Genomic DNA, 19,653 nt, shown 5'->3' with positions numbered 1-19,653 from the left:
CCGGCGGTCATGAGAAATGACCGATGGCTCACAGCTGCTTCGGCACCGCCAGACCACGGTCGCGCGCGGCCCTGGTGAAGCTGTCCCACGCCCGGTCGGCCACGCCCTCCGCCCAAGCCTGGCCCAGCGACATGCTCTGCGCCATGATGGTGGGCGACAGCGCCACCAGCTTGCGCCCGGCCGGGGAGCGGTAGAAGGCGATCATCTGATCCAGTTCGGCGGCCGTGAAATGTGCTGCATAGAGGCCGGTGATGCCGCGCGACAGTTCCGGCAGGGCCGCCCTTGCCTTGGGCAGGAAATGGTCGCGGACCAGGATCGTCACCTCCGCCTCCCGCCCTGGATTCTCATGCGCGATCAGTTCTTCCGCCTGGCGCGTCACGGCCAGCAGCGCCTGATCGGCCAGGACATCGCTGCCCGACAGTTCCATCAGCACCCGCGCCTTCTCCAGCCGTGCGGCATCATTTGCCCAGGCAGGGGGTGCAGTCAGGATCAGGGCGAGCAGAAGCGGAAGAAGGAAGCGCACGGGGAACGGCCTGCGGCGGGGGCGGATCATCATGGGATACGCCACCGGCACGCGGCGATCAATGCAGGGTACCGCCCGTGGCCGCCGCCGGGGCCGTGGCGCGGCCGCCGGCCTGATACTTGTCCATGGCACGGCTCATCATGTCGGCGATCAGTTCCTTGGGCAACGGCGTCGCCCCACCCGGTGGCCAGGCGGCGGCCGGCTGCTGCTGCTGCTGCTGCTGCTGCTGCTGCTGCTGTGCCTGGACGCTAGAGACGGTTTCGGCAACCGGAACCGCGGCCGGGGCCACGACGGTGGCCGTGCTGGCGGCCTGCGGCTTCACCGTCTGGGTGGTCATGGCGGGATGGGTCGCGACATTGGCGCCCGGCATGTTGGCACCGGCGGCACGGGCCATCTGGTTGGCACGCGAGGCGACGACGGGCTTGATCTGCATGGACCCGCTGGAAATGGCGGCGGCGCGGTAATCCGCCAGGCCCCTGCCCATGTTGGGGCTCTTGGAACGCTGCTGGTCCTGTTCCATCGCGGCCAGCAGATTGTCGCCGGCACCCGATGCACCCGGCGCCGGCAGGCTGGCCACCACGGCGGCCGATCCCATGCCGCGCGCGGCGGTCAGGGCGGCCGACGCACCGGGCGTGGCTTCCAGGTCCTTCAACTGCTTCGCCGTGGCGATGCCACCGGCGGCAGGGGCATGGGCACTGATGGAAGTGGCGGTGACGGCGGCGGGAGCGGGCGTGACAGCGGCCGCCGGGGCGGCAACGGTTGCAGCGGCGGCGGGCGCGCTGGGCAAAGCCTGCCCACCACCGTTCATCAGCCGCTCCAGCAGGGCCGCCTGACCGGCCGACAGATCGATGGGCTGGCCGGACGGGGTCACCGGCGCGGCGGCAGCGGGTTCTTCCTGCGGGGCCGGGGCGGCTTCCGCCGTTTGCAGGCGCGGGGCGGTGACGGTGAAGGGATCATCCTCGGCCGGCGCCTCGGCGGGGGCGTCCTTGTCCAGGCCCAGGGCACTGGTGACATGGCCCAGCGCATCTTTGCCCGTTTCCTTCTCCAGCACGGCATCGGCGCTGGCCACGGCCATGCCGATGGGGCCGAAGAACAGGGCGGCGCCGGCGATCTTGGCCGGGGTGCGGATCGTGTCGCCGGTGATGGCCTGATAGATCTTGTTGACGCCTGGGATATGCTGCAACGGGTTCACCACGTCCAGCACGTCCCAGAAGGACATGCCCTCGCCCTTATCCGCCTTGTCCGCCTTTTCAGGCTTGGCCGTTTCCGCAGCCGACTGACGTTCCAGCGCCGCGCTGTGCAGGTGCTGGGTCTTGGCACGGATCTGGTCCATATGGATGGCGCTGGGGGGCATGACGTTCCTCCGGGTTCGGGAACATCAATGCAGGGACCGTGCCAAGTGCGGGAGGGAGATTCCTGCCGGGTCATGCCAAGTCACATCTTCGATGTGACTTGGCTGGCGCGTTGAGCGCCCGCGCCCCCATGGACGCGCAAGCCAAGCCGCCGGATGGCGGCGCCCGGCGTCTGAGGGAACTGTAAAAAACCTTAAAACAAATGCCCCGACTTCTCGGCCTTGGTGCGCAGATAGGCCTCGTTATGGCCATTGGCGGGGAAGATGTGGGGAACGCGTTCCACCACCTCCACGCCCCAGCGCGACAGCTGTTCCATCTTGTCAGGATTGTTGGTCAGCAGGCGCACCTGGGCGAAGCCCAGCTGGCGCAGCATGCCGGCAGCGGGCAGATAGACCCGCTCATCGGCATCGAAGCCCAGGACATTGTTGGCATCCACCGTATCCAGCCCGCCATCCTGCAGGCGATAGGCGCGCAGCTTGTTCATCAGGCCGATGCCGCGCCCTTCCTGAGCCAAGTACAGGACGATGCCCTGGCCGGCCTCCGCGATCTCCTTGATGGCGCCGCGCAGCTGCGGACCGCAGTCACAGCGCAAGGACCCCAGCAGATCGCCGGTGAAACATTCCGAATGCAGGCGCGCCAGCACCGGCTGGCCCGGCGCCGGATCACCGATGACGATGGCCAGATGTTCCGGCCCGCCATCGGTGGGGCGGAAGGCGATGATGCGGGTCCGTTCCGCATCCTCCAGCGGCACGGCGGCTTCGGCCACGCGCGCCAGGCTCTGGGCGGAGCGGCGGCGGTAATCGACGATGTCGGCCGCGCGCACGGTCAGCAGGTCGTGACGGCGGGCGAAGGCGCCGGCATCCACAGGTCCGCGTCCGCCGGGCAGCGATGCCACGATGGCGGCGGGCAGCAGGCCGGCGATCTTGGCCAGAATGGTGGCCGCCCCTTCCGCCGCACCGTCGATGGCAGCAGCACCGGCCACCTTGCCGGCACGGGCCGGGCGGGTGGGATCGGTCAGGTCGCGCACCAGATCGGCGGTCAGGCCGGCGGGCGGGGAAACGCGCACAGGCCCGTCCACGGGCACGCCCAGGCCCAGGGCCCGGCCGCGCTGGCCGGTGATCACCAGGGACGGGGCGGCACCGGACAGCTGCGCCAGATGGTTCAGGGCCTGGGTCGTCACCGCTTCCGCCGCCATGACCAGCAGCGCCCGGCCAGCATCGGCCGTGACCACCAGCACCTCCCCCCGGCGCAGGTCGGACAGGGCGCGATCAACCGCGCGCTGGGCCGCATGGTCCGGCGGGGTGGCGTGATCGGCGGAGGCGTATTCCAGAACCATGCTATCCATTTTTCGTTCCACCGGCGTCATCGCGGCGGCTCAGGAGCCAAACCGTATCGGCGCTGAAAGAGAAAAGCAAAAGCGCAAGCGCTGCACCCACCGCAAGGCCGGTCAGCGGCGGCCCGGCCAGCGGCGTGACGGCCAGGGCCAGCACCCCCACCTGCACCATGCAGATGACCCGCCGCCGCTGGCTGTGGGGCAGTGGCCGGGCCACCACGGGCCAGACCCACCCCGCCGCCACGAACAGGGGCCGCAGCAGCGCCGACAGCAGCACCCAGGCCCCCACCTCCCCCGACAGAAAGAGCAGCAGGCAGAGATAGAGGATGGCGAGCGTGTCCATCTCCATGTCGAACCGGGCGCCATAGGGGCTGGACAGTCCCTGCCGGCGCGCCAGCCAACCATCCACCCCATCCAGGACCAGGGCGGTGACGGCGATCACCGCCACCACCCATGCCGGGCCTGTGCCCAACGCATGGGCGAAGGGCAGGGTTCCCCCGACCAGGGCCAGCAGGCCCGACCGCAGCAGGGTGACGCGGTTGGCGTGGCCCCAGCCGGGACCGGCATGCGCCCCCAACCGGGTCAGCGCGAACCACAGCACCGGCAGGAACGCCACCAGCACCGCAGCCGGATAGGCATAGGGCACCCCCATCGCCTGCCCCAGCCCCCAGGCGACGGCCAGCAGCAGCGGGATGGCGGCACCGAGATGCGCCAGCACCGACCGGCGCAGCAAAGGGGCGGGTCCAAGGGTTTGGGTCATGACCATGGAATTAAGGTTGGTGCGACCGCCCGCAAGGCAAGGGGAAATTTTGCACAGGCCCGTGAAGCTGGCTCATGTCGGCCGACCAAGCTATGGTTGCCGCCGCATAAAACCCACCTCCGTCAGGAACGGCCATGACCGGCGATTTCCCCAATCTCTTCGTCCTCGACCATCCGCTGATCCAGCACAAGCTGTCCTGCATGCGGGACAAGGACCGGTCGACCATGGGGTTCCGGCAGCTGCTGCGCGAGATCGCGCTGCTGATGGGGTATGAGCTGACGCGCGACCTGCCCATGACCACGGAGCGGATTGAAACCCCGCTCTGCCCCATGGATGCGCCGGTGATCGAGGGCAAGAAGCTGGCCGTGGTGCCGATCCTGCGCGCCGGGCTGGTGATGGCCGACGGGTTGCTGGAACTGGTGCCGGCGGCGCGCGAGGGCCATATCGGGCTCTATCGCGACCATGAAACCAAGCGGCCGGTGGAATATCTGGTGAAGCTGCCCGACCCGACGGGCCGCATCTTCATCCTGGTCGATCCGATGCTGGCCACCGGCCATTCGGCCGTGCATGCCGTGGATGTGCTGAACCGCCACGGCGTGGCCGACAGCCAGATCCGCTTCATGGCCCTGGTATCGGCGCCGGAGGGCGTGCGCACCTTCCACGCCGCCCATCCGGATGTGCCGGTCTATACGGCGGCACTTGACAGCCACCTGAACGAGAACGCCTATATCGTCCCCGGCCTGGGTGACGCCGGGGACCGCCTGTTCGGGACGAAGTAACTACCGCAAATCCGCCATCGCCAGAACCTGGCGCAGCTGTTCCGCCCCGCCGACATCGCGGATGGTGACGGTGACCGCCTGTTTCGCCCAGTCGATCTCGATCAGGCCGAAATTCTGCGCCCGGTAAGCCTCGCCCACCCGTCGCGCGTTGGGCGGCAGGACGGGCCAGACCTCCGTCAGGCCGGACGAGGTGAAGTCCCACAGCGGATAGGGCACGTTCCAGTCCAGCTTTGAGATTTCCGCGTAATGCGTGTCGCCGGAGATGCAGAACAGGCCGTTGGCCTGCTTCTCGCGGATCGCCTCGATCAGGCGCTGATGGTCATGGGTGAAGTTGATCCAGGCTTCCCAGCCGGGGAAATCGGAGACCACCTGCAGGCTGGATGCCAGGATGCGCAGGTCGGCGGGCCGGGCCATTTGCGCCTCCAGCCATTGCCATTGCGACGCACCCAGCTGCGTGGCCGCATCCTCGGGCAGGCGGGCATAGGGGCCGGGGACGGTCTGGCCGGCCTCATGCCGGGCCGTGGCCCATTCCTTGTATTCCTTGCCACCCATGTCGATGGTGGCCAGCGCCGTACGGTTCCAGCGCAGGTCGGGCAGGATCACCTGCAACCGCTTGCCCCTGGGCCCGAACTCGTACGCCGTATAGATGCCGTCTGGCCGGGTGCGGCGTACGCTGTCGGCCGCTTCGCCGAAGAAGTCGCAGAACAGCTTGCGGCTATGCTCCTTCATCGGATAGTCGGCACCGGCATCATTTTCGCCGAAATCATGATCGTCCCAGGTGGCGACGATGGGAATGGCGTCGCGCACCCGCTGGAACCCCGGCTTGGCCGCCAGCATGGCGTATTTGGCCTTCATGTCGTCGACATTGCGGGTGTCGAGATAGACATTGTCGCCCAGCAGCACCAGCAGGTCGGGCTTGGCCGCCAGAATCGCGTCCCAGATCGGCTGATCCTTGGTCTGGTGGGCACAGGAACCAAAAGCGATGCGGGTGGGCGTGGCGTCGGCGGGCAGGCGGCGGACGCTCTGCGCCTGGGCGGCCTGGACCACGAGCGGGGAAGCGGCAAGCCCGGTCAGCAGCAAACGGCGGTCGAGCAGGGTCATGGGGGCATCCTGTCGGTCAAAGAAAAGACGGAGCGGACCGGCGGCCCGCCCCGTTCAAGGCGACATCAGGGAAGAGAGAGATGAGAGGTGCCGGGCAGAGCGGCTTCCGGAACTCGGAAGCCGCTACGGCGCTTGAGGAACACGAAACTTAAAACTGCTTCTTCAGCGAGACGAAGAACTGGCGCGGTGCGCCGGCCAGCAGGGTCTGGGCGGCCCCGGTCGGGTCGCTGTTGACGAAGCCGTTCGACCCGATGGTCGAGACATACTTCTTGTCGAACAGGTTGGTGACGTTGGCCTGCAGCTCCGCCCCTTCCAGCCAGTCGCTGCCCTCGAACCGATAGCCCAGGCTGGCTTCCACCAGCGTATAGGCATCGACGGCACCGTCATTCAGGTAGGTGTAATAGCGCTTGGACGTGTAGTTGGCGCCCAGCGTGGCAAACAGGTTGCCGTCGTCGTAGCTGACCTCGCCCTTCAGCAGATGCTTGGGCGAATTGACGACGGTCTTGTCCTTGGTGGCGATGACATTGGTGCCGTCCAGGACGTTATCGTCATAGGCGCTGTCATTATAGGTGTAGGAGGCGAACAGCGAGACGGCGTCCATCACCTTGAAGGTGCCGGCAGCCTCGATACCGCGGGTGGTGACGCTGCCGACATTCTGCAGCGACGGCGGCAGGCCCTGGATGCCCGAGCCGACGGTGACGGTCAGCAGGCGGTCGTCGAACTTGACGTCATAGGCGGCCACCGAGCCCTGGAAATTATCGACACGGAAGCGCCAGCCCAGCTCGAAGGTACGGGAATTTTCCGGTTCCAGATTGTCCTTGATCGCATCGAAGGCAACCTTCGTCGTGCTGAACGGACCGCCGGTGCCCGACGATTCGAAGGCGCGCATGTTCTCGGCATAGGAGCCGAACACCTGATGCTCGTCGTCGATTTCATAGACGATGCCGGCTTGGGGCAGGAAATTGTCCTTGGCCTTGATCTTGCCGTTCTTGACCGGGCCGGCGACGGTGGCCCCCGTATTCTCGATATTCAGCGACTTGAAGCCGGCATTGACGGTCAGCTGGTCGGTGACCTTCCACGTGTCGGACAGGTTGAACTGCGTGGTCTTGGTATTGAAGTCGTATTCCCACTGCGTGGCCATGGCCCCGGTCTGGAACTGGGTGGAGGACCGGCCCGGCGAGGCACGGTTCAGGCCATAGAAGCGACGGGCCTGGTTGAAGTCGTTATCCTCGACCCACACGCCACCGCTGACCCTGTGGTCGCCCACCTCGGCTGTCAGCTGGCCGATGCCGCCGACGCGTTCGATGCTGTATTCCGTGGTGCGGATCGACATCGGGGCACCGCCCGGCGTCGGGGTATAGGGCGTGAACCACAGGCCCTGGCCGTCATTCTGGTGGCCATAGCCGGTCAGGTCCAGCTTCAGGCTGTCGGTCAGCGGATAGGTGAAGTTCACCGCACCGATCGTGTCCTTGCGCAGGCCGGCGGCGTCATAATAGGCGTCATCCACGGTCTGGATCTTGCCCGGGAACGGGCCGGTGGCCAGGCCGTTATAGATGTCGGCCACGCGCAGGGCCGTGGCCCAGTCCTTGGCGAAATTGTCCCAGTCGTAACCCAGGCGGTCAATCATCTGCAAAGACAGGTCCTGGTAGTCGTTCTCGCGACGGTCGGACCAGTTCAGCCAGGCGCTGACCTCGCCCTCGCCCACACTCTGGACGACCTTGAAATTGGCCTGATCCTGCTTCTGGATGCCATTGCCCTTCCACTTCTCGGCATTCTGGCGGGTATAGCTGATATAGGCGCTGGTGCCGGTGCTCAGCTCGCCCGTCTCCAGGCGGACGAAGCCGCGGCCCGTGCTCTCGCTGCCGAACATGCCGGCGACATAGGCGCCGGCTTCCTTGGACGGCTTGTGCGAGGTGAACTGCACCGTGCCGCCCAGGTTGCTGGAGGACGCGGTGGAGAGCGAGCCGGCACCCTGGGCCACCGTCACCTCACCGACATTCTCTGAGCTGATGGCGCGGGAGATGTGCAGGCCGTTATGGTTGCCGTACGACATGTCGCCCAGCGGCACGCCGTCCAGGGTGAAGCCCAGCTGGTTCTGGTTGAAGCCGCGGATGGAGATACGGGCCGACCATTCGTAATTGCCGAACGGGTCGGCCGACTGGAAGCTGACGCCGGGCAGGTTCTCGATGGCCTTCAGCGGGCTGGTGCCCGGCGCTTCCAGCGCGATGGCGGCGGCGGTCACGCCCTGGACCTGGCGGGCTTCGCCACGGCCATAGACGATGATCTCTTCCAGCAGCACGGGCTCGGCGGCGGCTTCGGCCACCTGGGTGGTCTGGGCGAGGGCGGGGGAGACGGCGAACAGGGTGGCGAGTGCTGTCGCCTGGATCAGCTGACGATGGTTCATTATTAGGCATCCCTTCGGTCGCCGGCATGGTTGCTGCGGCGCACAAGGGGCGGATAGCATTGTTATATTTCAGGGATTTGACGGGTTTCCGGCGGAAACATGATGGTTGTGTTTCGCGGTTGCGTGACTGTCCGGCACCACATACGCCTTCCGTAACGGAAGGTGAAGTCGTGCAATACCAAGGGCATGAGCTTTTGACTCATGCCCTTGGAGGCTGGCCCTTGGAGGCTGGCGACCGCCGGCCCGCGCTCACGTGGGCGCGTAAGCCAAGCCCGCGGATGCGGGCGCCCGGCGCCTGAGGGACATGAAACTTTGCCGCAACTGTCCCCGCCGCAAAGCGCCATTGTCCGGCAACGGCACTGCGGCTAGAAAGGCCCATCATCCCAAGGTTTTGTTGGCGGAGAGTTCCATGCAGCCGATGTGGCGTGTCGCGTTCGAAGTGCCGGAGGCGCTGGTCCCCGTTTTCGCCGATATGGTGGAACCGCATGTCGACGCCGTCTCCACCTTCGAGTTGCAGGAGGGCGGCCAGTGGCTGATCGAATGCACCTCCTACAGCGAGCCGGACACCAGCCGCATCGGCCTGAAGCTGGCCGTGCTGGCTGCCGCCCATGGCATTGCCGAACCGGAGCTGACCAAGGAACCGCTGGCCCCCATCGACTGGGTGACCAAGACCTATCTGTCCTTCCCGCCGATCGAGGCCGGGCGCTTCTTCATCCATGGCAGCCACCACAAGAAGCCGGTGCCCAAGGGCAAGCTGGGTTTGCAGATCGAAGCCGCCATGGCCTTCGGGTCGGGTGAGCATGCCACGACCCAGGGCTGCCTGCGTGCCATCTCCGAATTCGCCCAGCGCGGGCGCGGCACCTTCCGCAACGCGCTGGACATGGGTTGCGGCTCCGGCATCCTGGCCTTCGCCATCGCCAAGCTGGCGCGCAAGCCGGTGATCGGTGTCGATATCGACAAGCTGTCGATCGAAATCGCCACGGAAAATGCCGAACTGAACCGCGTGCACAAGCTGGTGAAGCTGTACGCCGCCAACGGCTACGCAGCCGAAGCGGTGCGCAAGCATGGCAAGTTCGACATGATCGTGGCCAACATCCTGGCCCGCCCCCTGGCCAAAATGTCGCCGGCGCTGGACAAGTATCTGGTGCCGGGCGGCATCTGCATCCTGTCCGGCCTGCTGCATCGCCAGGAACCGCTGGTCATCAACGCCCACCGCGCCCAGGGCCTGCGCCTGGTCAAGCGCTACCGCCTGGGCGACTGGTCCACACTGGTGATGAAGAAGGGCTGAGGCCTTGGCCAGCGGCACGATCCTTCTTTATATCGTGGCCGCCTTGGCGGAGATCGCCGGCTGTTTCGCCTTCTGGGCCTGGATGCGGGAAGGGCGCTCGGCCCTGTGGCTGGCACCCGGCATGGCCAGTCTGGCCCTGTTCGCCTGGGTGCTGACGCGCGTGCCGGTGGACGCGGCGGGCCGCGCCTATGCGGCCTATGGTGGCGTCTATATCGCCGCTTCCCTGGCCTGGCTGTGGTTGGTGGAGGGGCAAAGGCCCGACCGGTGGGATGTCACTGGTGCCGCGCTCTGCCTGGTGGGGGCGGCGGCGATCCTGTGGGCGCCGCGGGGGGCTTGACGGAAATGAGCCGTAGGTCAGGTCGAGGGCGCAAGCCCGAGCCCTGACAGGCTTCGGCGCCTGTGAATGTCGGGGCTCGCCTATGGCTCGACCTGACCTACGCGCGATCAATCACAACCACCCGCGCTTGCGGAAATACCAGAGCGGCCCCAACGCGGCCAAAACCATCAGCCCCAGCGCCAGCGGATAGCCCCAGGTCCAGTCCAGCTCCGGCATATGCTCGAAATTCATGCCATAGATGCTGGCCACCAGGGTCGGCGGCAGGAAGGCGACGGACGCCACCGAGAAGATCTTGATGATGTTGGTCTGCTGAATATTGATCACGCCCAGGGTCGCATCCAGCAGGAAATTGGTCTGCATGGCCTGGAAGGCGGCATGTTCGACCAGGGAATGCACGTCGCGGCCGATGGTCTTCAGCCGGGATTTCTGGTCCTTGTTCATGCGCGGGCCGGCCACCGTGGTGGCGAATGCCACCAGCCGTTCCAGCCCCGCCAGACTGTCGCGCACCTTCTGCGTCAGGTCGCCCGCCCGGCCCACGGCGTTGATCACGGCACGCATGGACACGGTGGTGGGTGGGCGGCGGCGCACATGCTGCCGGTCGACCACCTGTTTGCGCTGGACCACGCCGCCATCGCGGCCGACCAGCGGTTCCACCGTCCGGTCCTCATGATCGGCGAAGACGCGGTGCGACAGCCGGTCCAGGTCCGCCGTCACCCGTTCCAGCACGTCGGCCGCCCGGTCCACCACCGCCTCCAGCAGGCCCAGGAACGCCTCCAGCGGATTGCACACCAGTTCCGCCTGCCGCAACGCGCGGGCCGCGAAAATGGCGAACCACAGGGGCTCGGTATGCCGGATGGTGACCAACATGTCGGGTGCCAGGACGAAGGTCAGCAACCCGCGTTCCAGCGGCCCGCTGGCCGAGCGCACGATGACCGGCGTGGTCATGAACGCCACATCGCCCTCGGTATAGAGGCGCGAGGAGGTTTCGATCTCGTTGATATCATCCTGTGTCGGCAGATCGACCGACAGCAGGTTGGAAACAGTCAGCCGTTCCGTCTCGTCCGGATACAGCAGGTCCAGCCAGACCGTGCCCGGGGGAACGGCTTCCCCTGTGGCCAGGGCCTGGGCATGCAGCCCTGCCGCATCGCGGACGTAAGCGGTAATCAAAGGCCGATCCCGTCTGGAACTGCCACCCCTGCCGACCGGCAGGCGGCGGTGACGGTGTTGGCCAGCAAGCACGCGATGGTCATCGGCCCCACCCCGCCCGGCACCGGGGTGATGGCGCCGGCCACAGACGCCGCTTCGGCATAGGCAACGTCGCCGACGATACGGGTCTTGCCGGCGGCGGCCGCTTCCGGATCGCGGGCCGGCACGCGGTTGATGCCGACATCGATGACGATGGCGCCTTCCTTGATCCAGTCGCCGCGCACCATTTCCGGCCGCCCCACGGCGGCGACCAGGATATCGGCCTCCCGGCAGACCGACGCGATGTCACGCGTGCGGGAATGGGCGATGGTCACGGTGCAATCGGCCTGCAGCAGCAGCTGGGCCATGGGCTTGCCCACGATGTTGGACCGGCCGACGACAACGGCATGCAGGCCGCGCAGATCCTTCACAATATCCTTCAGCAGCAGCATACAGCCCAGCGGCGTGCAGGGCACCAGCGACGGCAGGCCCACGGCCAACCGCCCGGCATTGACCACATGGAACCCGTCCACATCCTTGGCGGGATCGATGGAGGAGAGCACGGATTGGGCGTCGATATGGGCGGGCAGGGGCAACTGCACCAGGATGCCGTGGATCGACGGGTCCTTGTTCAGCTGGTCGACCAGGCGCAGCAATTCGTCCTGGCTGACCGACGCGTCGAGGCGGTGGGTGACGGAATGCATCCCCGCCTCGCGGGTCTGCTCACCCTTGTTGCGGACATAGATGGAACTGGCCGGGTCCTCGCCCACCAGCACCACGGCCAGGCCGGGGACCAGGGCATGCGTCGTGCGCAGCTGTTCCACGGCGGCACCGATGCGGGACCGGAGCCCGGCGGCGAAGCCCTTGCCATCGATGATGCGTGCCTCGGCCATGCCCGGTCTCCCCGTCTCTCTATCTATATGATGCTAAAGCCCGCCCAGCCAATCCGTCAGCCGGGACATCAGGGCGTCCGTTTGCCCGGCAACGAATAATATCTTTGACCGGTCGGTGCCACCCGCGACGACGCCGATGCTGCTTTTCGGAATTCGCCACGCTTTGGCCAGCAGCTCGATGATCGCGGCATTGGCCTTGCCATCCTCCGGCACCGCCGTCACCGCGATCTTCACCTGTTGCCTGCCGTCCGCCCCCTCCGCCACACCCTGCACGGCGTTGCGGCTGGCACGCGGCGTGGCGCGCACGAACAGGCGCACGCCGCCCTGGGCCGGTTCCAGCGGCGGCTTGGCCATCAGCTCAACAGGCCGTAATTCAGGATCAGGCGCTGAAGGAACATGATCACCAGGATCAGCACGATGGGCGACAGATCGACGCCACCCAGGTTGGGCAACACATTGCGGATGGGCCGCAGTGCGGGTTCCGTCAACCGGTACAGCACGTCGGAGATGGTATAGACGACGCGGTTGCGGGTGTTGACGACATTGAAGGCAATCAGCCAAGAGAGGATGGCCGAGATGATCAGCACCCAGACATAGAGATCCAGCGCCACATAGATGATTTCGGCGATGGTGCGCAGCAGCGGGTCCATGATCGTCCTATCGATGGCCGGGGCGGCGGCACCGCCCCCTCTCAATCTTCCCTGGAACGTAATGTCGCCGCCCCGCCCTGTCCACCCCCACCGCCGAAGCGGCATGGGGGCGTGCGGGCAAAGTGGAACGGGGCCATGATGGCATGCTTGACAGGCGGGGGCCGGATCAGCATTATCCGCGCCACTTCGGAGGCCCGCTGTTCTTGCGGGATCGATAGTGTGGGGCCGTAGCTCAGCTGGGAGAGCGTCGCGTTCGCAATGCGAAGGTCGGGAGTTCGATCCTCCTCGGCTCCACCATTCCTCCTCCTGCCAATCGCAGAGTTTCCATATCGACAATCCTGATGTTCGGGTCTGGCAGATGCAGCGCTGTTCCGGCATGGCCAACCTGATATCCTGTCCATCGCAGGCGATGGTCGGGGAAAGCCGTCATGCCCACTGAGATCCGGCATATCATCTTCACCAATGAAGAGGTGATCCGCGCAGTCGTGGATTACCACAAGCGCGCCGGCAATCCCCTGCCGTCGGGTAGCATCATCCGGCTGGAGATACAGACGGAACCGCAAGTGCGCTGCGCCCTGCATATCGGCCTGGATGACGGCACGCGGCAGGTCAGCTGGATCGACAATCCCACCCTGGCCGCCTGCCTGATCTTCTATTGCATCAACCAGCGCATCCCGCTGCCGACCAAATCGGCCAAGCAGCTGCATATGATGAACGACAAGGTCACCCTGGTCGTCCACAAGAACGCCCAGACCGACCGTGGCGGCGCGCGGGTGGCCTGAATGCGCCGCTGGATGACAGCACCGGGCGCCTGAGGGGATTCAACATATTGCACTGCGGTGAATGTGGACAGGGCGTCGGGACGGGCGCACCATGGCCACCCTTGTTCAACATTTGGTCAGCGCCCCATGCAATCCGGCTCTGCCAACCCGTCGCAACCGCCGCCGCTTCCCCTCGGGGAGGAGCATCCGCCGGCGTTGTTGCAACCCCTGCTGCCCTGGTGGCGTGCGCTGCCGCGGGACGGGCTGCTGCCCTTATGGACGGGGGAACTGGTCTTCGATCTGAAGCCCTGGCTGGGCCATCTGCTGATGGCCCGCTTCCCGCGCAGCGGGGTGGAGGCGCGCTATACGCTCTATGGAACCGAGCTGGTGGAGTTCACCGGTCGCGACCTGACGGGCCGCGGCCTGCGCGACGCCACCAAGTCGCCGGGTTTCCGGGTGACGGCGGAAAGCTATGTAACCGCCCGTGCAAGCGGCCGGCCGCACTGGAGCCGTGTGCGCGTCGACCTGCCGGGTGGCGACAAGGTACGCTATGACCGGCTGCTGCTGCCCTTTTCCTGCAGCGACGGCGATGACCGCGTGCTGGGCGCTATCCGCTTCGACCGCCGCCTGCCCCGATTCTGGGACGCCGACGACATGAGCCTGACCATCGAACAGGAAGCGCTGCTGGCGTGAAGGCAGGTAAGGGATACCAGCGGCATAAATGCCGCCGGATGGCGGCGCCCGGCGCTTGAGGGAACAAAAAATACCCTTAAAACAAAGATGGCGGACCGTCCCAACCAGGAGACGACCCGCCATGTCTTCGATAGCCTCTCGGCTTCAGCCGGATGGGCACAAGCCATATTCAACCGCACTGTGGCGGCGGCCTCGCCGCGATAAATCCGGCCGATTGTCCGGCCGCCCTTCATCAGGATCGGTCGGTCATGGCGGGGATTGGTCCTAATCGCCCCCGTCATGAGATGAATGCTGCGCCCATCCTGGCCGGTGGGCAACGCCCAATGACGTATGGTGCGGGGCGGTAAAATCCCGCTCACCGCATGACTATCAACCATGCTGGGTAAAAACGGGGCTCATACCAATTGCCGATGCGTTCGGTTCGTCGGCGACCCTGGGGGCAGCGATCGGTGACGATCACCGGGACTTTGTATTATCGCACTGCATGCCTGCCCCTTGCCCCCCTGAAAGGTGCGGGCGCTTGACTATCGCGCCGCAGCGGATCACTTAATCGGTACCAAATTGGTCCTGTATTGAGAAAGGTTCGCAACAAGCCATGCTGCGGCTCAGCAAGATGACGGATTACGCCGTGGTGGTCCTGACCACGCTGGCGCATGCCGACGGCGCGCTGCACACGGCGAATTCACTGGCCGACCGCACGGGCCTGCCCATGCCCACGGTGCAGAAGCTGCTGAAGCTGCTGGCAAGGGGCGAGCTGCTGCAATCGCACCGGGGTGCGCTGGGTGGCTACAGCCTGTCGCGCGAACCCGCCCGCATCAATGTCGTCCATATCATCGAAGCGATCGAGGGGCCCATCGCCCTGACCGACTGCGTCGATGGCGGGTCGGGCGGCTGCGGCGTGCAGAGCCTGTGCTCACGCAAGACCCATTGGGAAAAGGTGAACGGTGCCGTGCGCCGGGCGCTGGAGGATGTGACGCTGGCCGACATGGCCACGCCCAGCCTGTTCGATTTTGACCCCAAGCCTGCCGCCCGCGCGGCGCTGGCGGGTCGGTCGACGGCTGGTTGAAGGGCGAAGGGGAGCGACGGATATGGCCGCCACTGAACAGACGATCGAACAGGTCAAGAGCCTGGCGGAGGGGAAGTACAAGTACGGCTTCTTCACCGACATCGAATCCGAAACGGCACCCAAGGGCCTGTCGGAGGATATCGTCCGTTTCATCTCCGCCAAGAAGGGCGAGCCGGAATGGCTGCTGGAATGGCGGCTGAAGGCCTATCGCCACTGGCTGACCATGGACGAGCCGGACTGGGCCAAGCTGCATTACCCGCCCATCGACTATCAGGACAGCTACTACTATTCCGCGCCCAAGCAGACGGCAGGCCCGAAGTCGCTGGACGAGGTCGATCCCGAACTGCTGAAGACCTATGAGAAGCTGGGCATTCCGCTGAAGGAACAGGCGATCCTGGCCGGGGTCGAAGGGGCGGGCGACATGCCGGCCATCGCGGTCGATGCCGTGTTCGACTCGGTGTCGGTCGCCACCACCTTCAAGAAGAAGCTGGAGGAGAAGGGGATCGTCTTCTGCTCCATCAGCGAGGCGGTGAAGACCCATCCGGAACTGGTGCGCCAGTATCTGGGCACCGTCGTCCCCTATTCCGACAATTACTTCGCGACCCTGAACTGCGCCGTCTTCACCGATGGAAGCTTCGTCTATATCCCCAAGGGCGTGCGCTGCCCCATGGAGCTGTCCACCTATTTCCGCATCAATGCGAAGAATACCGGCCAGTTCGAACGCACCCTGATCATCGCCGACGAAGGCTCCTACGTCAGTTACCTGGAGGGCTGCACCGCCCCGCAGCGTGACGAGAACCAGCTGCATGCCGCCGTGGTGGAACTGGTAGCGCTGGATGACGCCACCATCAAGTACTCCACGGTCCAGAACTGGTATCCGGGCGACGAGAATGGCAAGGGCGGCATCTACAACTTCGTGACCAAGCGCGCTGCCTGCCGCGGCCGCAATTCCAAGGTCAGCTGGACCCAGGTGGAAACCGGGTCGGCCATCACCTGGAAATACCCGAGCTGCATCCTGCAGGGCGACAATTCGGTGGGCGAGTTCTACTCCGTCGCCATCACCAACAATATGCAGCAGGCCGATACCGGCACCAAGATGATCCATATCGGGAAGAACACCCGCTCCACGATCATCTCCAAAGGCATCTCCGCCGGCAAGGCGCAGAACACCTATCGCGGCCTGGTCCGCATCCTGCCCAAGGCCCAGAACGCCCGTAACTTCACCCAGTGCGACAGCCTGCTGATCGGCGACAAGTGCGGGGCGCACACCGTGCCCTACATCGAAAGCCGCAACCGCACGGCGCGGGTGGAGCATGAGGCGACGACGGCGAAGATCAGCGAGGACCAGCTGTTCTATTGCCGCCAGCGCGGCTTGAGCGAAGAGGACGCTGTCGGGCTGATCGTCAACGGCTTCTGCAAGGAAGTGCTGAAGGAACTGCCGATGGAGTTCGCCGTGGAAGCCCAGAAGCTGGTGGCGATCAGCCTTGAGGGCTCGGTGGGCTGAGGCCCCTTGGATGAAGAGATGACGCGGAGGGCCCGGCCCTCCGCCATGAGATTTGAGTGGAGCAGCAAATGTCCCTGATCGAAATCAAGAACCTGCATGCCTCGGTCGATGGCAAGGCGATCCTGAAGGGGGTCGATCTGACCATCAATCCCGGTGAGGTGCATGCCATCATGGGCCCCAACGGGTCGGGCAAGAGCACCCTGTCCTATGTGCTGGCCGGCCGTGAGGGCTATGAGATCACCGAGGGTTCCGTGACCTTCGACGGCCATGACCTGCTGTCCATGGAGATCGAGGAGCGCGCCGCCGCCGGCCTGTTCCTGGCGTTCCAGTATCCGGTGGAAATCCCCGGCGTCACCAACACCACCTTCCTGAAGGAGGCGCTGAACGCCATCCGCAAGAGCAAGGGGGAGACGCCGCTGGACGCCATGCAGTTCCTGAAGCTGATCCGGGCCAAGGCCAAGGATCTGTCCATGACGGACGAGATGATCAAGCGCGCCGTCAATGTCGGCTTCTCCGGTGGTGAGAAGAAGCGCAACGAGGCTTTGCAGATGGCCGTGCTTCAGCCCAAGCTGGCGATCCTGGATGAGACCGACAGCGGCCTGGATATCGACGCGCTGAAGATCGTGGCCGAAGGCGTGAACAAGCTGCGCGGGCCCGAACGCGGCATGCTGGTCATCACCCATTACCAGCGCCTGCTGGATTACATCGTGCCCGACGTCGTGCATGTCCTGGCCCATGGCCGCATCCAGAAGACCGGCGGCAAGGAGCTGGCGCTGGAGCTGGAGGCCAACGGCTATGCCCAGTTCGGCGTGACCGAGGCGGCCTGATCCATGACCGCCCCGGATGTCCGCATCAGCATCGAATATGGCGTGCCGGTCACCGGACCGGACGCGGATATCGTGCTGGGCGGGTTGATGGCCTATAACGCCGCCGCCCTGCCGGCCGTCACCGGCCGGTTCAGCATCGTGGCCAGCGACCAGGAGAGCGCCGACCTGCGGGCCGGCCTGTCGATCTCGCAATGGGGTCGCGACGCCTATTGCTTCTGGGGCATCTGGGTCGTGCCGGGCGTTGAACCGGGTCCCGCCATCGCTGCCGTGCTGGCACGGACGGAGGCGGAACTGGTCCGCCGGGACGCCGACAGGCTGATCATGGTGGTGCGGTCGCATGACGACACCGCCCCCTATCTGGCGGCCGGCTATGGCGTGCGGCAGGTGATCGGCCCCCACATAAGGGGCGGCAATTTCACCGTGCTGGAAAAGCGGCTGGCCCGTGGGGCGGAACCCGCCGCCCCGGGTCTGGCGCTGGCGGTGCATGAACCGGCCCCCAAGCGTCTGGCCAAGGAAATCTGGCGCATTACCGATGCCCGCCGGCAGGGTCTGCTGGCAGCGCCGGTGAAGCTGGTGGCGGCCTATGTCCGCGATGTGTCGGCCGGCACACCGCGTGGTGCCGCCCTCTGCTATGCCGTGGAAAACGACTTCATGGTCGACATGGTCTGGCTGGACGACAGCCTGCGCGGCACCGGCACCGGTTTCGCCATGCTGGCCGCCGCGCTGGACGAGGGGCGCAAGCTGGGCTGCACGCGCGCCGCGGTGGAGACCATGGATTGCCAGGCGCCGACATTCTATCCGCAGCATGGGTTCCGGCGCTTCGGCTATGCCGAATACGACGTGCCGGGCCTGAACATGAACTTCTACGACATGAAGCTTTGAACGATGCGCGACGAACAGAACCAGACGGCCGCCAAGGGCTTCGTTGAACAGGTGACGGCGCTGCACCCGTCGCTGGGCGGTACCCCGGCGCTGGCCAGCCTGCGCGGCGCCGGCCTGGACCGCTTCGCCAAGGGCGGCCTGCCCACCACGCGGATCGAGGCCTGGAAATTCACCAATCTGCGCGGGCTGGACAAGCTGGTGCTCGCCCCGGCGCCCGATGCCGCCACGGTGGCGGTGGATGCCATCCCGTCGGCGCTGGAGGCCCAGGGCCCGCGGCTGGTGTTCGTGGCCGGGCAGTTCCGCGCCGACCTGTCGCGTGTGGGTGAACTGCCGGACGGCGTGGTGCTGGAAAGCCTGTCTTCGGCCTTGACCCGCGACCCCGCCGGTCTGGCCGCCCTGCTGGATGGTGACACCACCGGCACCTTCCGCGCTCTGAACAACGCCTTCCTGGCCGAAGGGGCCGTGCTGCGCGTGGCCGCCGGCGTGAAGCTGGCCAGCCCGGTGGAACTGGTGTTCATCGCCGCCACGGCGGGTGACAAGGCCAGCCTCTGGCACCCGCGCATCGTCGTGGATATCGCCGACGGAGCCGAGGCCACGATCGTCGAGCATCATACGGGTGCCGATGCGAGCGCCTATGTCAGCAACATCGCCGCCGATATCCGCGTCGGCGCCAAGGCCCGCCTGCATCATTACAAATTGCAGACCGAAAGCCTGGAGGCCTTCCATCTGGCCAATGTCACGGCGGTGCTGGGCAATGAGGCCACCTACGACACGTTCGTCCTGAACCTGGGCGCGCGTCTGGCCCGGCATGAGGCCCGACAGGTGCTGGGTGGCGAGGGGATCGAGGCGCGGGTGTCCGGCGCCTATGCCATCCGCGGCAACCAAGTCAGCGACATCACCACCCTGATCGACCATGCCAAGCCCAACTGCACCAGCCGCGAGGTGGTGAAGGGCGTCATCGACGGGTCGGCCCGCGCGGTGTTCCAGGGCAAGATCATCGTGCGTCCCGACGCGCAGAAGACCGATGGTTACCAGCTGAACCGCGCCCTGCTGCTGTCGGACAATGCCGAGATCAATTCCAAGCCCGAGCTGGAGATTTACGCCGACGACGTGAAGTGCAGCCATGGCGCCACCGCCGGGGAGCTGGACGAGGACCAGATGTTCTATCTGCGCGCCCGCGGCGTCCCGCGCGACGCGGCCCGCGTCCTGCTGATCGGCGCCTTCCTGGACGAGGCGTTGGACGAGATCATCGACGAGGAGGTGCGGGCCTATTTCCGTGCCCGCGCCGAGAGCTGGATGGGGACGCGCTGAACCC

General features: G+C 66.0%; 20 protein-coding genes and 1 tRNA gene. 11 read left to right on the top strand and 10 right to left on the bottom strand.

What is annotated here, in order from left to right; all coding sequences use genetic code 11:
* Positions 1 to 28 precede the first annotated feature (28 nt).
* From ACM9HJ_RS07830 to ACM9HJ_RS07815, 4 genes are all read right to left on the bottom strand, one after another.
* Positions 29 to 556, bottom strand: coding sequence for a DUF2059 domain-containing protein (locus ACM9HJ_RS07830; protein ID WP_416571153.1), 528 nt, complete (start codon positions 554 to 556; stop codon positions 29 to 31).
* Positions 557 to 581: 25 nt separating this feature from the next.
* Positions 582 to 1,877 (bottom strand): hypothetical protein, encoded by a 1,296-nt coding sequence (locus ACM9HJ_RS07825; RefSeq protein WP_416571152.1) that lies wholly within the window; start codon positions 1,875 to 1,877, stop codon positions 582 to 584.
* Between the two features lie 191 nt (positions 1,878 to 2,068).
* Positions 2,069 to 3,220, bottom strand: coding sequence for a GTP cyclohydrolase II (gene ribA, locus ACM9HJ_RS07820; RefSeq protein ID WP_416571151.1), 1,152 nt, complete (start codon positions 3,218 to 3,220; stop codon positions 2,069 to 2,071).
* On the bottom strand, positions 3,213 to 3,968 hold the full coding sequence (locus ACM9HJ_RS07815) for a CDP-alcohol phosphatidyltransferase family protein (RefSeq protein ID WP_416571150.1): 756 nt from the start codon (positions 3,966 to 3,968) through the stop codon (positions 3,213 to 3,215). The genes ribA and ACM9HJ_RS07815 overlap by 8 nt, the downstream gene beginning before the upstream one ends.
* A gap of 134 nt (positions 3,969 to 4,102) precedes the next feature.
* Between ACM9HJ_RS07815 and upp the strand changes: the two genes are divergently transcribed.
* Positions 4,103 to 4,747 (top strand): uracil phosphoribosyltransferase, encoded by a 645-nt coding sequence (upp, locus tag ACM9HJ_RS07810; protein WP_416571149.1) that lies wholly within the window; start codon positions 4,103 to 4,105, stop codon positions 4,745 to 4,747.
* On the opposite strand, the gene ACM9HJ_RS07805 is transcribed toward upp, so the two are convergent.
* Both ACM9HJ_RS07805 and ACM9HJ_RS07800 read right to left on the bottom strand, forming a co-directional pair.
* Positions 4,748 to 5,848 carry an alkaline phosphatase D family protein gene (locus tag ACM9HJ_RS07805; RefSeq protein WP_416571148.1) on the bottom strand — a complete coding sequence of 367 codons (1,101 nt, stop codon included), beginning with the start codon at positions 5,846 to 5,848 and terminating at the stop codon, positions 4,748 to 4,750.
* Between the two features lie 148 nt (positions 5,849 to 5,996).
* On the bottom strand, positions 5,997 to 8,252 hold the full coding sequence (locus ACM9HJ_RS07800) for a TonB-dependent receptor (RefSeq protein ID WP_416571147.1): 2,256 nt from the start codon (positions 8,250 to 8,252) through the stop codon (positions 5,997 to 5,999).
* A gap of 409 nt (positions 8,253 to 8,661) precedes the next feature.
* On the opposite strand from ACM9HJ_RS07800, the gene ACM9HJ_RS07795 reads away from it, so the two are divergent.
* Both ACM9HJ_RS07795 and ACM9HJ_RS07790 read left to right on the top strand, forming a co-directional pair.
* Positions 8,662 to 9,540 carry a 50S ribosomal protein L11 methyltransferase gene (locus ACM9HJ_RS07795; protein WP_416571146.1) on the top strand — a complete coding sequence of 293 codons (879 nt, stop codon included), beginning with the start codon at positions 8,662 to 8,664 and terminating at the stop codon, positions 9,538 to 9,540.
* Between the two features lie 4 nt (positions 9,541 to 9,544).
* The gene (locus tag ACM9HJ_RS07790) at positions 9,545 to 9,877 is read left to right on the top strand and encodes a YnfA family protein (protein WP_416571145.1); all 333 of its coding nucleotides are present in this window, start codon (positions 9,545 to 9,547) and stop codon (positions 9,875 to 9,877) included.
* 111 nt (positions 9,878 to 9,988) lie between these two features.
* Here ACM9HJ_RS07790 and ACM9HJ_RS07785 read toward each other — a convergent pair whose 3' ends face one another.
* From ACM9HJ_RS07785 to ACM9HJ_RS07770, 4 genes are read right to left on the bottom strand one after another with little or no spacing between them, the layout of a single operon-like run.
* A complete protein-coding gene (locus tag ACM9HJ_RS07785; RefSeq protein ID WP_416571144.1) occupies positions 9,989 to 11,044 on the bottom strand; it encodes a magnesium transporter CorA family protein in 1,056 nt (351 codons plus the stop codon).
* Positions 11,041 to 11,955, bottom strand: coding sequence for a bifunctional methylenetetrahydrofolate dehydrogenase/methenyltetrahydrofolate cyclohydrolase FolD (gene folD / locus ACM9HJ_RS07780; RefSeq protein WP_416571143.1), 915 nt, complete (start codon positions 11,953 to 11,955; stop codon positions 11,041 to 11,043). The genes ACM9HJ_RS07785 and folD overlap by 4 nt, the downstream gene beginning before the upstream one ends.
* Positions 11,956 to 11,988: 33 nt before the next feature.
* Positions 11,989 to 12,309: a DUF167 domain-containing protein gene (locus ACM9HJ_RS07775; RefSeq protein ID WP_416571142.1), complete on the bottom strand. Its 321-nt coding sequence runs from the start codon at positions 12,307 to 12,309 to the stop codon at positions 11,989 to 11,991.
* Positions 12,309 to 12,605 (bottom strand): YggT family protein, encoded by a 297-nt coding sequence (locus ACM9HJ_RS07770; RefSeq protein ID WP_416571141.1) that lies wholly within the window; start codon positions 12,603 to 12,605, stop codon positions 12,309 to 12,311. The genes ACM9HJ_RS07775 and ACM9HJ_RS07770 overlap by 1 nt, the downstream gene beginning before the upstream one ends.
* A gap of 221 nt (positions 12,606 to 12,826) precedes the next feature.
* Here ACM9HJ_RS07770 and ACM9HJ_RS07765 point away from each other — a divergent pair.
* The 8 genes from ACM9HJ_RS07765 (at position 12,827) to sufD (ending at position 19,649) form a co-directional block, all read left to right on the top strand.
* Positions 12,827 to 12,902: transfer RNA gene (locus tag ACM9HJ_RS07765), tRNA-Ala, on the top strand.
* Positions 12,903 to 13,033: 131 nt separating this feature from the next.
* Entirely contained in the window at positions 13,034 to 13,387 is a 354-nt protein-coding gene (locus tag ACM9HJ_RS07760; protein WP_416571140.1) for a hypothetical protein, read from the top strand.
* 195 nt (positions 13,388 to 13,582) lie between these two features.
* Entirely contained in the window at positions 13,583 to 14,059 is a 477-nt protein-coding gene (locus ACM9HJ_RS07755; protein ID WP_416571139.1) for a hypothetical protein, read from the top strand.
* Between the two features lie 595 nt (positions 14,060 to 14,654).
* Positions 14,655 to 15,125, top strand: a complete 471-nt coding sequence (locus ACM9HJ_RS07750) for an SUF system Fe-S cluster assembly regulator (protein WP_416571138.1) — start codon at positions 14,655 to 14,657, stop codon at positions 15,123 to 15,125.
* A 22-nt stretch (positions 15,126 to 15,147) separates the two neighbouring features.
* Positions 15,148 to 16,629, top strand: coding sequence for a Fe-S cluster assembly protein SufB (gene sufB / locus ACM9HJ_RS07745; protein ID WP_416571137.1), 1,482 nt, complete (start codon positions 15,148 to 15,150; stop codon positions 16,627 to 16,629).
* A gap of 68 nt (positions 16,630 to 16,697) precedes the next feature.
* Positions 16,698 to 17,456 carry a Fe-S cluster assembly ATPase SufC gene (sufC, locus tag ACM9HJ_RS07740; protein WP_416571136.1) on the top strand — a complete coding sequence of 253 codons (759 nt, stop codon included), beginning with the start codon at positions 16,698 to 16,700 and terminating at the stop codon, positions 17,454 to 17,456.
* Positions 17,457 to 17,459: 3 nt separating this feature from the next.
* Positions 17,460 to 18,338 carry a GNAT family N-acetyltransferase gene (locus ACM9HJ_RS07735; protein ID WP_416571135.1) on the top strand — a complete coding sequence of 293 codons (879 nt, stop codon included), beginning with the start codon at positions 17,460 to 17,462 and terminating at the stop codon, positions 18,336 to 18,338.
* A 3-nt stretch (positions 18,339 to 18,341) separates the two neighbouring features.
* Positions 18,342 to 19,649 carry a Fe-S cluster assembly protein SufD gene (gene sufD, locus ACM9HJ_RS07730; protein ID WP_416571134.1) on the top strand — a complete coding sequence of 436 codons (1,308 nt, stop codon included), beginning with the start codon at positions 18,342 to 18,344 and terminating at the stop codon, positions 19,647 to 19,649.
* Positions 19,650 to 19,653 lie beyond the last annotated feature (4 nt).

This window comes from Niveispirillum sp. KHB5.9 (assembly GCF_048066115.1).
Taxonomy (GTDB): Bacteria; Pseudomonadota; Alphaproteobacteria; order Azospirillales; family Azospirillaceae; genus Niveispirillum.
Note: the sequence above shows the minus strand (reverse complement) of the source record. Positions and strands in the feature narration are given on the sequence as shown.

Excerpts from the sequence above, each read along its gene's own strand:
- ACM9HJ_RS07830 (WP_416571153.1), bottom strand. The coding sequence starts at position 556 with ATGATGATCCGCCCCCGCCGCAGGCCGTTCCCCGTGCGCTTCCTTCTT.
- ACM9HJ_RS07825 (WP_416571152.1), bottom strand. The coding sequence starts at position 1,877 with ATGCCCCCCAGCGCCATCCATATGGACCAGATCCGTGCCAAGACCCAG.
- ribA (WP_416571151.1), bottom strand. The coding sequence starts at position 3,220 with ATGGATAGCATGGTTCTGGAATACGCCTCCGCCGATCACGCCACCCCG.
- ACM9HJ_RS07815 (WP_416571150.1), bottom strand. The coding sequence starts at position 3,968 with ATGACCCAAACCCTTGGACCCGCCCCTTTGCTGCGCCGGTCGGTGCTG.
- upp (WP_416571149.1), top strand. The coding sequence starts at position 4,103 with ATGACCGGCGATTTCCCCAATCTCTTCGTCCTCGACCATCCGCTGATC.
- ACM9HJ_RS07805 (WP_416571148.1), bottom strand. The coding sequence starts at position 5,848 with ATGACCCTGCTCGACCGCCGTTTGCTGCTGACCGGGCTTGCCGCTTCC.
- ACM9HJ_RS07800 (WP_416571147.1), bottom strand. The coding sequence starts at position 8,252 with ATGAACCATCGTCAGCTGATCCAGGCGACAGCACTCGCCACCCTGTTC.
- ACM9HJ_RS07795 (WP_416571146.1), top strand. The coding sequence starts at position 8,662 with ATGCAGCCGATGTGGCGTGTCGCGTTCGAAGTGCCGGAGGCGCTGGTC.
- folD (WP_416571143.1), bottom strand. The coding sequence starts at position 11,955 with ATGGCCGAGGCACGCATCATCGATGGCAAGGGCTTCGCCGCCGGGCTC.
- ACM9HJ_RS07775 (WP_416571142.1), bottom strand. The coding sequence starts at position 12,309 with ATGGCCAAGCCGCCGCTGGAACCGGCCCAGGGCGGCGTGCGCCTGTTC.
- ACM9HJ_RS07770 (WP_416571141.1), bottom strand. The coding sequence starts at position 12,605 with ATGGACCCGCTGCTGCGCACCATCGCCGAAATCATCTATGTGGCGCTG.
- ACM9HJ_RS07760 (WP_416571140.1), top strand. The coding sequence starts at position 13,034 with ATGCCCACTGAGATCCGGCATATCATCTTCACCAATGAAGAGGTGATC.
- ACM9HJ_RS07750 (WP_416571138.1), top strand. The coding sequence starts at position 14,655 with ATGCTGCGGCTCAGCAAGATGACGGATTACGCCGTGGTGGTCCTGACC.
- sufB (WP_416571137.1), top strand. The coding sequence starts at position 15,148 with ATGGCCGCCACTGAACAGACGATCGAACAGGTCAAGAGCCTGGCGGAG.
- sufC (WP_416571136.1), top strand. The coding sequence starts at position 16,698 with ATGTCCCTGATCGAAATCAAGAACCTGCATGCCTCGGTCGATGGCAAG.
- ACM9HJ_RS07735 (WP_416571135.1), top strand. The coding sequence starts at position 17,460 with ATGACCGCCCCGGATGTCCGCATCAGCATCGAATATGGCGTGCCGGTC.
- sufD (WP_416571134.1), top strand. The coding sequence starts at position 18,342 with ATGCGCGACGAACAGAACCAGACGGCCGCCAAGGGCTTCGTTGAACAG.